Origin of the sequence: Haematomicrobium sanguinis DSM 21259 (assembly GCF_000688395.1) — a bacterium.
GTDB classification, from domain to species: Bacteria; Actinomycetota; Actinomycetes; order Actinomycetales; family Micrococcaceae; genus Haematomicrobium; species Haematomicrobium sanguinis.
In genome coordinates this window covers 1-11,007 of the sequence record NZ_JIAG01000021.1, presented here as the reverse complement: position 1 = coordinate 11,007, position 11,007 = coordinate 1, and the positions used below count along the sequence as shown (strand labels likewise).

Annotated in this window: 8 protein-coding genes and 2 rRNA genes; 2 read left to right on the top strand and 8 right to left on the bottom strand. The window is 61.2% G+C overall.

The features are described 5' to 3' along the window. The coding region (locus O148_RS0113705; RefSeq protein WP_026531373.1) for a transposase at nucleotides 1-351 on the top strand (351 nt) is incomplete at its 5' end. A gap of 46 nt (nucleotides 352-397) precedes the next feature. Here O148_RS0113705 and O148_RS16765 read toward each other — a convergent pair. The 4 genes from O148_RS16765 to O148_RS0113685 are packed head-to-tail and all read right to left on the bottom strand — an operon-like array spanning nucleotide 398 to nucleotide 6,057. Beyond that, nucleotides 398-2,221 (bottom strand): glycoside hydrolase family 13 protein, encoded by a 1,824-nt coding sequence (locus O148_RS16765; RefSeq protein ID WP_051620238.1) that lies wholly within the window; start codon nucleotides 2,219-2,221, stop codon nucleotides 398-400. Between the two features lie 4 nt (nucleotides 2,222-2,225). Beyond that, nucleotides 2,226-3,152, bottom strand: a complete 927-nt coding sequence (locus O148_RS0113695; RefSeq protein WP_051620237.1) for a sugar ABC transporter permease — start codon at nucleotides 3,150-3,152, stop codon at nucleotides 2,226-2,228. Next, nucleotides 3,149-4,837 (bottom strand): ABC transporter permease subunit, encoded by a 1,689-nt coding sequence (locus tag O148_RS0113690; protein ID WP_026531371.1) that lies wholly within the window; start codon nucleotides 4,835-4,837, stop codon nucleotides 3,149-3,151. The genes O148_RS0113695 and O148_RS0113690 overlap by 4 nt, the downstream gene beginning before the upstream one ends. Next, nucleotides 4,834-6,057, bottom strand: a complete 1,224-nt coding sequence (locus O148_RS0113685) for a sugar ABC transporter substrate-binding protein (RefSeq protein WP_026531370.1) — start codon at nucleotides 6,055-6,057, stop codon at nucleotides 4,834-4,836. Before O148_RS0113685 ends, O148_RS0113690 begins: the two co-directional genes overlap by 4 nt. 202 nt (nucleotides 6,058-6,259) lie before the next feature. Between O148_RS0113685 and O148_RS0113680 the strand changes: the two genes are divergently transcribed. Further along, complete coding sequence (locus O148_RS0113680; protein ID WP_026531369.1) at nucleotides 6,260-7,273, top strand: LacI family DNA-binding transcriptional regulator; 1,014 nt, start codon at nucleotides 6,260-6,262, stop codon at nucleotides 7,271-7,273. Between the two features lie 92 nt (nucleotides 7,274-7,365). Here O148_RS0113680 and O148_RS16760 read toward each other — a convergent pair whose 3' ends face one another. The 4 genes from O148_RS16760 to O148_RS0113660 all read right to left on the bottom strand — a co-directional run. Continuing rightward, nucleotides 7,366-8,784, bottom strand: a complete 1,419-nt coding sequence (locus tag O148_RS16760; protein WP_075204385.1) for an FAD-binding oxidoreductase — start codon at nucleotides 8,782-8,784, stop codon at nucleotides 7,366-7,368. A 66-nt stretch (nucleotides 8,785-8,850) separates the two neighbouring features. Further along, entirely contained in the window at nucleotides 8,851-10,560 is a 1,710-nt protein-coding gene (locus O148_RS0113670) for a formate--tetrahydrofolate ligase (RefSeq protein WP_026531368.1), read from the bottom strand. Between the two features lie 78 nt (nucleotides 10,561-10,638). Further along, nucleotides 10,639-10,755, bottom strand: a 5S ribosomal RNA gene (rrf, locus tag O148_RS0113665). A gap of 138 nt (nucleotides 10,756-10,893) precedes the next feature. Further along, nucleotides 10,894-11,007 (bottom strand): 23S ribosomal RNA (locus O148_RS0113660); the annotation flags it as partial.

Below are 11,007 nucleotides of genomic sequence, written 5' to 3'. Positions count from 1 at the left end.
GAAAAAGGGATCGGTCCGATCAGTGCCGCCCGGGCGATGATCGTGTGGTCCCACCCGCGCCGGGTGAAAAGCGAAGCCGCGTTCGCCGCGATAGCAGGCGTGAACCCGATCCCGGCCTCCTCCGGGAACACGCAACGCCACCGGCTCAACCGCAGCGGCGACCGGAAACTCAACGCGGCCCTGCACATGATCGCGGTCTCACGCATGACCCACGACTCCCACACCCGCGCATACGTAGAAAAACGCCTCGCCGAAGGCAAAACCAAACCCGAAATCCGCCGATCCCTCAAACGCTACATCGTCCGCCACATATACCGAACACTCAACCAAAGCTCACTTGACGAACTATAGAAGGATCGACACGCCGAGTGTCGCGCCGAAACCTCGGCGTGTCGCGCTACATAGACGGGGAGACGCGGACTTCGGGTCCGTGCGTTTCGATCAGCACCGGATCGCCCGCGGGCAAACCAATTTCGCGCGGATCGACCTCGAAGGAGGTCGCGCGCCGGGCCGCGAGCACATACAGTGCGTCGACGTCGCCACTCTCGGCGTTATCTCTGGGAAGTTCCCTGGCAAATAACAGCGCGTCGCCCTCGGCGTGAATCCATCGGACCGCGCCCTCCACGAGCGCACGGTTCTCGCGCCGCAACTTGGCATAATGCGCGTAGGTCTCGCGCAGATCCACCAACCGGCGCGACTCGTCATCCCACGGCATGGGCGTGCGCGAGTCTTCGCCATTGATCCCCCGCAGTCCGAACTCGTCGCCGGCAAACAGCACCGGCATGCCGGGCAGCGTGAACTGTAGCCCGATGGCGACCGGCAAGAGTTCGTTGCCTACCGCGTTGGCGATGCGCGCGGTGTCATGCGTGTCCAGTGCATTCATGTTGTTGAGACGCACCTGCCACGGGAACGCGGCCAAAAACTCCAGGTGCGTGCGCAAAAAGGCCTCAGCGTCTATTGCGTCGGGACGGGACTGCGGCAGCCCAAAATAGGACAGCGCCGCCGGATCCTCGGTATTGGCGGCACTCAACCACTGCCACAACGGGCGCGTGAAGTTCGTGTAGGTCATGGCGCCATCCCAGGTGTCCCCGGCGAAGTCCGGCGCCGCATCCGAGGTGGATTCCGCCACGAGCATTGCACCGGGCTTCACCTCATTCATCCGGTTGCGCACCAGGGCGGCCACTTCATGATTGAGGTCATCTGCCCCCATACGCCCGGTCATGTTCCCAACATCGATGCGCCAGCCGTCCAGGTTAAAGGGTTCCTGGAGCCACCGGCACAAAACCGAGTCATCGTCCAGGAAGAACTTGCGGCGCAAACCCTCAGACTTCCAGTCAAACTTCGGCAGGCTCGGGACACCGAGCCAACTGACGTAATCCTGGTTCTGAGCATCTAGGTAGTAGTAAAAGTCGGAGTACTCGGAGGAGGGGTTGCCGTGGGAATCGGTAAACCACTCGTGCTTGTCCCCGGAGTGATTGGTCGTCAGATCGCCAATAACTTTCAGCCCGCGCTCGTGCGCCGCCCGCACCAGTGACACCAGCGCCTCGTCTCCACCGAGAAGATCGTCAATACGCGTGAAAGTGCTCGCGTCATAGCGGTGATTGGACCCCGCCGGAAACATGGGAGTCAGATACAGCAGCGTCACGCCGAGCGACTGGACGTGATCCAGATGCTCCTCGATTCCGGCCAAGTCTCCCCCGTAGAATTGCCGCGGCGTCTCGTCCCCACGCGGCACCACGGGAGTCGAATTCCAGTCGCACGCGATCGCCCATTCCGGTAGCTGGCGCTCATCGGCTGCGGCCGAACGCGCAAACCGGTCCGGGAAGATCTGATACATGACCTGATCGCGAATCCATTCCGGCGCACGCTCAAAGGTGATCAACCGAAAGTCGTTGTAATCGGGAACGTCGTTGGTGTGCACCCCGGTCGCGTTCAGCCACACGTTGCGCGCATCGGTGCCTTGCCCGCGTTGGATCAACCACCGATACTTGGTGCTTGGGTTCGTGGCAGTCACGCTGGCCTCATACCAAAGCCACGTGCCGTCATCATGCGTCTGGGTGGCCGTGTCATAGTGCGGCTCCGCGTCCCGCACGCTGCGCACGTGCACGCCGGTCACGTCCGTCCAATCCGCCGGAATTCGCGCCAGCACACTCACCTGTTCCCCCAGGCGCGGCGACTGATTCTTGACGTACAGGACCGATCCATCGTGGTGAGGCTGCATAAAATTATCCTTTCACGGCCCCGGCGGTCAGCCCAGAGACGATGTAGCGCTGCAGGAACAAAAACAGTAGCACTACCGGGATCGCGGCGAGGGTCGCGCCCGCGGCAAACACGCCCCAATTTTCGCTGTATTCCACGGCCACCATTTGATAAAGCCCGACGGCGAGTGTCCACCTATTCGGGTCCTGCAAGACTATTTGCGCCAACAGAAAGTCGGAGAAAGTGCCCACGAAGGCGAGCATCCCGACCACCACCAGGATGGGGGTCACCAAGCGCAGGATGATCGTCCAAAAGACTTGGGTGTGCGTCGCACCATCGATCATCGCGGCCTCGTCCAGTTCACGTGGAACGGTGTTGAAGAAGCCGAACATCAAGAAGGTGTTGGCTCCGAGCGCGCCGCCCAGGTACACCGCAACGAGACCGAGCTGCGAGTTGAGTCCAAGTGCCGGGTAGATATCTTGCAAGGCAAAAAGCAGCAGGAAAATAGCGACGAACGCGAGCAGTTGCGGAAACATTTGGATGATGAGCAGCGCGGTCAGCGAGAACTTTCGGCCGCGGAATCGGAACCGCGAGAACGCATAAGCCGCGGCGGCCCCCATGAGCACCGTCCCGATTGCAGTGACCGTGGATATGAAGATCGAGTTCGCAAACCATTTCAAGAACGGCGACTGCTCATTGGTGAGAAGCGCTTCAAAGTTTGCGGTGGTGACACTGGCGAAGAGTTCATTGGAACCCACCAGTGTTCCCGTGGTTGCGAGCGCCGCGCTGAGAGTGTAGGCGAGCGGAAAGATCGCAAAGATGACCGCCGCAATGGCGACCGGGTGGCGCCATCCGCCGCGGGCGAAGCGACGCCCGAGACTGGGCTTGTTGGCCGGGCTTCCTTGATGCTCCCGCGCCGCGCGGCGCGAATTAGCGTTGGTGTGGGTGCTCATGCGATGTCCTCCAGTGCCTTGGAACGGCGGAAGGTGATCAAGGAGATCACGGCAATCATGACGAAGATGAGGATCGAGATGGCGCTGGCCACCCCGTACTGGTTGGAGCCGCTCTCAAACGCGATCTTGTACACGAACGTGATGAGAATGTCGGTGGCGCCGACGCCGGTGGTCGAGTCCAAATCGCGTGGACCGCCTGCGGTCAGCAGGTAGATCAGGTTGAAGTTGTTGAAGTTCATCGCGAACGAGGCGATCAGCAACGGACCGACGGCCACCAAGAGCAGCGGCAGAGTGATCTGTCGGAACGATTTCCACGGCCCGGCACCGTCAATGCGCGCCGATTCATAGAGGTCTTGCGGAATCGCTTGCAGTGCGCCCATGCAGATCAGGAACATGTAGGGGAAGCCGAGCCAAAGGTTGACAAAGAGCACCGAGAATTTGGCCAGGACCGGGTCGGTGAGCCAGGGTATTTGGGCGCCGCCAAAAATGACGTCGTTGAAGAAACCAAAGTCTCGGTTAAGAAGACCCGCCCACACCAGGATGGAGAGGAAGCCAGGGAACGCATAAGGAAGGAACAGCAGGCTTCGGTAAATGCCGCGTCCCTTCATGCCCGGCTTGTTGAACAGGAGCGCCAAGAAGAGCCCGGCAAAGAAGGTCGTGGCCACGGAAAGGAACGCAAAGGCAAAGGTCCACAGGGTGACCGCAATGAACGGGCCGCCAAAAATCCGCGGGTCGAAGATCGCAGAGAAGTTGCTGAGCCCGACGTTGACTTGCCAGCCAGGGGTGAGCATACTTCCGTCCGCGGACACAAAGTTTCCGGTGTCGCTTGGACGGTATTCGGTCCCGTCTTGAGCCACCATGACATCGGTGTCCGGGTTATAGGTGAGTCCCGGGGAATAGACATACGCCCACTGGCCGTCGTTGCTGCGCAAACTGACGTTATCGGCGGACTGATTCTCTTCCAGTTGCGCCCCGGCCATGCCGAGCGTGGTCGCCGCGCCAAGCGGAATCCGAAGCTCGGCAATTTGCTGTTGTTGGCTCAGAATCTCGTCTTCGGTGAGCACCGTGTAGCCCGGCACCTGCCAGGAGTTCGGGGCGCCTTCGGCGTTGGCCGATACCGGCTGAAGCCCGGTTTCCGGTGTGCCGACAAAGGTGGGCGCGGAGCCGCTTTGTCCGGCATCGCTGGTGGTGGGTTGCGCTGCGAAACCCAGCTGACCGCCGTCGTTTTTCACCACGGCAATACGGAAGTTTGCGGTGCCCTCCACCCGGGTTTCACTGTTGGCGACCAGCGCGCGGACGGCGGCTTCCTTCGTGGAGTTGTGTCCGTCGCCGTAGTTGGTGAAAGCGGTGGAGGCGGTGAAGAGGATAACGAAGACCTGGAACACGATCAGGAAAATGAGGCCCGGCGCCAAGTATTTGAGCGGGAGCAAGCGGCGCCCGGGCAAGAAGTAGATGAGATCAACAGCGATGAGGGTCACCACCAGGAAGGTCAGGATCCCCCAGTTTTGCACGCCCCACGCCGCGAGAATGCCGTAGAGCCCAAACGCGTTCACGAGGGCCATCAAGATCAGCTTGATGAGAAAACCCTTGGTGGATCCGGAGCGTCCGAGGTGCGCGTGCGCGGACTTGGGTTGCGGGTCCTCGGAGGGCGCGGACGGGTTTGGTTTCAGCGCGGTGCCGCTCATTTGATGGCCCCTTCGATCGAGGTGATCATGCGGTCCCACAGGGTGCGTGGGTCGCCGGATTGGTTGATGATGCCCGCTTCGGTGGCGCCCCAGAAGCTCCAGACGGCGGCCATTTGCGGGATCGCGGGCATGGGGACGCCGGTCGCGGCGATGTCCGCATATTTCTTGATCGTCTCGTCATCGATCTTGGCGATGGCGCTTTGCAGTGCGGGTGAACGGCCGTTGGCGTTGTACATGGCCAGTTGGGCGTCCTCGCGGGTGAGGTAGTTGGTGGCAAAGTCCTGCGCCGCCAGCGGGGCGCGGCTTTCCGCGTTGAGGTAGGCCATTTGTACGCCGACGAAGGGTTGCGCGGGTTGCTCGCCCGCCGGCGGAATCGGCAGCGCCGTCATGTCTAGATTTGCCGCCCGCAGATCGGGAAGGTTCCACGGCCCGGAAACCAGGAACGGGGTTTTGCCGCGGATGAAGAGATCCTTGGTGACGTCGGTGGTTAGCGACGTGTTGAGCACCCCGCGCTTGCCCAGTTGCGCCAAGTATTCGGCAAATTCCTGGCCCTGAGCTCCACCCATCGCGAGCTCGGGGATGTATTCGCCGTCAGCGTTCGTCTTGAACACCGGGGCGCCAAAGGAGGTTTGCAACGGGTAGAGGTGGTAGGGATCGCTCCCCTCGGGAGTTTGCGGGATGGCAAGCGGGTAGTCCGCAGTACCGGTATCAACCACTTTTTGTCCGGCGGTAATGAGCTCTTCAAAGGTTTGCGGGCTCTCTTGGGTGAGCGCGTTATTGCGGAGCAACGCAATGGTCTCGATGCTGACCGGAATCCCGTAGGTTTTGCCTTGGTAGGTGACCGCGCGCGTTGCGACGTCCGCGAATTCGTCTTGACGGTCCCCGAGTTCGACCGGCGCGAGGATACCGTTGGTGACCAGTTGGCCGAGGAAGTCATGGGCACCCAAGACAATATCGGGGCCCTGGCCGGTGGGGACCTGGGTGATGAAATCGCTGACCACTTGGGCGTTGAAGTTCCGCTGGACGAGGTTCACCTGGACACCGGTGTCCTCGGTGTACTGTCGTGCGATCTCTTGCAGACCCGCAACCTCGTTTTCTCCGGCCCAGATGGTGATTTCCTTGGGTGATCCGATCAGCGGCGCGGCACCAGACCCGGTGGCGCACCCCGAGAGGGCCAGCACCGCAGCCGTAAGCGCGGCGGCAACCTTGAACTTCCGCATTGGCGTAAATTCCCCCTTGCGTGCCGCTGCTTGCTGGCACAACGTTGTGACTTTCGTAACAGTGTAAACGTTTACACTCTTATGCACAAATGTGCGTGATCTGGGCGGATTCCTACCGTAAGATATTTGTATTTACGGCTTTTTTCCCGTTCACTTAGTCGTGCAAGCGCTTACCTATTTACCCACTCAACCGAGGGATCACATGGCTGGTATCAAAGATGTTGCCGCCGCGGCCGGAGTTTCCACCGCAACGGTGTCGCGCGCCCTGACCCCTGGCGGTCGCGTGTCCGCGACGACGCGGGAACGGGTTGAGACGGCAGCAACCCGGCTGGGATACGTCGCATCCTCGCTTGGGGCGGGGCTCGCGACCGGACGTACCCGAAATATCGGCGTCATTGTGCCGTTGATTGACCGTTGGTTCTATTCGCAGGTGGTCGGCGGTATTGCCGTGACGCTACAGGACCTGGGTTATGACCTCACCCTGTACAACACCGCGCTGAAAGCGGGACAAGACGAACGCATTTTCCACGACTACCTGTACCGGCGCCAAGTCGACGCCGTGATCTCGGTGTCCATGCAACTCAAGGAACAAGACGCGTCCTTTTTACGCTCCGTGGGCCGGCCCGCGGTGGGCATCGGCTTCTCGCTGGAGGGGTTGTCAACGGTGGGCGTCGATGACTACGCCATGGCCCACCAAGCGACCACTCATCTCACCGGGCTCGGGCACCGGGACATCGCGCATGTGTCTGGGGGACGGGTGGTTGCCGAGAATTACTCGCTGATCGGTCAGCGGCAACGGGGTTTCGCGGACGCGCTGGCGGAAACCGGGACCGGCGTCAACGCCTCCTGGGTCGTCGAGTCCGATTTCACCATTGCCGATGCCAGAGCCAAGATCTCCGCTTTGTTAGGCTCGGGAAGGCGCCCGACGGCGGTGTTTTGTGACTCGGATGAAATGGCGATCGGAGGGATGCTTGCCGCCTCGCAGCTAGGCTTGCGAGTTCAGGAGGACGTCTCCTTCATCGGCATCGATGGGCATGAGCTCGGCGAGGCAATGGGCCTGACCACGATCAGCCAGGCACCGGGCGAACAGGGCCGGATCGCGGCGCAAACGCTATTGCGATCCTTGAGCCCGGAGTCTACCGCGGATGACCTGCGGGCCGGACATCAACTCGTGGAATCCTCGCTTGTGGTGCGATCGAGCACGCGGCGGCTTTGAGCGCCCGCGTGCCCCCAAGTCCAGGGGAGGATTCGGCAAGGTGCCGGGGACGCGCCGTCGTACTTTTGGGCATGACCGCACGAAAGGTGCCGCTAGAGTATTGCCTTGCCCGGGTTTAAGATGCCCAGCGGGTCAAAGAGGTTCTTGATTTCGCGTTGTAGCCGTGCTGATTCCGGCGGGACTTCCTGGGCGAGCCAGCGGAGCTTGTATTGGCCGATTCCGTGTTCCCCGGTGATGGTGCCGCGCGCGGCGAGCGCTTGGTCGATGGATTCGTCCAGCGCCGCGTCGAGACGCTGGAGGAGGGTCTCGCGTTCTTGCGGCGTCGGGTTGGCGGTTTCGATGTAGAAGGTGGGGTGCAGATTGCCGTCCCCGGCGTGCGCCACGATTTCCAACTGGGTGTCATGCTTACGGGCAATCTTTTCCAGTGCGGCCACGTAGTCGCGAAGTTGCGAGCGCGGAACCGCGACGTCCTCGCCCACGCGCAGCTGCTGATCCACGTCCAACCCACGGCTTTGGCGCCGCAAATTGATCAACGTTGTGGCGTTGTCCGGGTCCAAGTCATCGACGGTTCCGCCGGCCCGGGCGATGGCCGCACGTACTTGCTCCGCCTCGAGGTCGGCGGCCAGCCCGTCGCACTGCACGAGCAACAACGCGGTGCCACGATCGGCAAGAGCGGAGCCGAAGCGTTCATCCAGGGAGCGCATCGAGGTGTGATTGAGCAATTCGACGATGGCCGGCTGCACCCGCTCGAGCCCGATCTCCTGCACGCCGGCCGCGGCACTCGGGAAATCGGGGAAGAACGCCGCCAGGTTGACCGTCTTTGCGGGCAGGTATTTCAGCCGGACGGTCGCCGCGACAACAATGCCGAGCGTACCCTCGGAGCCCACAATGAGGCTGGTCAGGTCAAGTCCGGCGACCCCCTTGAACGTGTCGTGGCCGGTGCGCAGGAGCGTCCCATCGGCTAAGACCACATTCAGGGCGAGGACCGAGTCCCGTGTGACACCGTACTTGGCGCAGCGCAATCCGCCGGCGTTGGTGGCGATGTTCCCGCCGATGGTGGAAATCGCGAAGCTTGCCGGATCCGGAGCGTACATGAGGCCAAATTCGGCGACGGCCAGGTTGAGTTCCGCGTTGATGACTCCCGGCTGGACGGTGGCGGTTTCATCAAAAGCATTAATGTCCAGGATGCGGTTCATGCGCTCCAGGCTCAGAATGACGCTGCCGCGGGTCGCATTGGCGGCACCAGAGACGCCAGTGCCGGCGCCGCGGGCGATCACGGCGATCCGGTGCTGTGTTGCCGCGCGCATGATTGCCTGTACGTCCTCCGCCAATTCGGGGAGCATCACCGCGTCGGGAAGCTGAAAATCAGTGATCGGCCCTTGATCCGTGGCGTAGCGGCCGCGGTCCTCCTCAGAGCTCAGCACGGCAAGATTGGGCGCCGCAGCTTGGACATCGGCAAGAAAGGCGCGGGCCGCCTCGCCGGCACCCGCAGTTGATTGCTCCTGGGACATATAGCGATCCTATCCGGGGCAATCGCACGGCATTGAATTACGACGGCGTGTGGTCGCCTTAGCGGGTTAACTCAGCCCTACGGCGTTGCCGTTTTCGTCAACATCCATACCGAGCGCCGCGGGCTTCTTAGGCAGTCCCGGCATCGTCATGACGGTACCGGTGAGCGCGACAATAAATCCGGCCCCGGTTTTCGGCACCACATCTCTGACGTGCAGGGTGAATCCCGTGGGGGCACCGAGGAGCGCAGGGTCATCCGAGAAGGGGTACTGCGTCTTCGCCATGCACACCGGAAGCGAGTCCCAGCCGTGCTTGGCGATCTCCGCCAGTTTGCGCAGTGCGGCCGGACCAAACTCCACATCCTCGGCACGGTAAATCTCCCGTGCCACCGTGCGGATCTTATCCGCTACCGGCAGGTCCAGCTCATACAGGTAGCGAACCGAAGGCGCTGTCGAGGTGGCGAGTGCGTCGAGAACTAAAGAGGCGATCTCGTCTCCGCCCTCGCCTCCCCCGCCCTGAGACCAGACATCGGCGACGGCGGCCGAGACCCGTGCCCGGTGGCACCAGTCGAGCACCCAGTCCAGTTCCTCGAGGTGGTCGCTGGAAAACTTATTAATGGCGACGATCGGTTCTACACCGAACTTGCGCACATTTTCGATGTGGCGCTCCAAGTTCACCACCCCGGATTTCAGCGCATCCAGATCGAATTCTGAGAGTTGATCCTTGGCTACGCCTCCGTGCATTTTCAGGGCGCGCACCGTGGCGACCAGGACCACCGCGTCCGGCAGAAGCCCCGAGGCGCGTGCCTTAATGTCAATGAACTTTTCGGCGCCCAGATCGGCGCCGAATCCGGCTTCGGTCACCACCACATCGGCAAGGCGCTTTGCCAGCGAGGTTGCCAACACCGAATTACAACCGTGCGCAATATTGGCAAACGGTCCGCCGTGCACGAGCGCCGGTGTGCCAGCGATGGTTTGGACGAGGTTCGGGTGTATTGCTTCTTTGAGCAGCAGCGTGAGTGCGCCTGCGACGCCTAGGTCCGCCACGGTCACGGGTTCGCGGTCATAGGTGTAGCCAATGGTGATCCGGCTAATACGCTGTTTGAGGTCATCCAGGCTGGTGGCCAGACAAAAAACGGCCATGATCTCGGAGGCGACGGTAATGTCAAAACCATCTTGCCGAGGCATGCCTTGCGCCGGCCCGCCAAGGCCCACCACGATTTCACGCAAGGCACGATCATTGGTGTCGGTCACTCGCTTGAACGCGATCCGACGGGGATCAATATTGAGCTCATTCCCCTGATGAATGTGATTATCAATCAGTGCGCACAACGTATTGTTTGCCGAAGTTATCGCATGGAAGTCACCGGTGAAATGCAGGTTGATTTCATCCATGGGCAACACTTGTGAATAGCCGCCGCCGGTGGCACCGCCCTTCATGCCCAGGGTCGGCCCGAGGGAGGGCTCGCGCAAAGCCACCATGGCCAGTTTGTCGCTGCCGTCCAGTTGAAAGCGCCGGTTCAGTGAATCGGCGAGGCCCACCGTCATGGTGCTCTTGCCTTCGCCTGCCGGAGTAGGGGAGATAGCGCTCACCAGGACAATCTTCCCTTTTGCGCCACTCGCCTCGACGCGCCGCGGATCCACTTTAGCCTTGAAACGTCCATAGGGTTCGAAAGCGTTTTCTGGAATGCCGGCGCGTTCTGCGATGGCGTGAATGGGCTGGAGCTGAACGCTACTGGCAATCGCTAAATCGGTGAGCGGCGGCTTCCTAGACGTCATTTTCTCACTCTACGCCGATGGCTGGTTAAAGGGTGGAGGCCCTGTCACGTCGTTGTGTCAGGGCCTCGCTGGGGTTGTGTCCGGCGGTGTCCTACTCTCCCACACTCTTCCGAGTGCAGTACCATTGGCGCTGTGGGTCTTAGCTTCCGGGTTCGGGATGGGACCGGGCGTTTCCTCCACGCTATGACCGCCGTAACTCTATTCAAATATGTGGGTGGTGCCCTTGTTTCACTCCCGTGTTGGGGGTGGGGTTTGTTGGTTGGGAACCATATAGTGGACGCGTGTGTGTTCTGTTTGCAGCAACCGTTGGACGGTTGTTGTTGTCACCTGTGTGTGGTGTAAGTTGTTGGCTTATTAGTACCAGTCACCTGAACCTATTGCTAGGCTTACAGTTCTGGCCTATCAACCCAGTGGTCTAGCTGGGGGCCTTCACAACAATTGTTGATG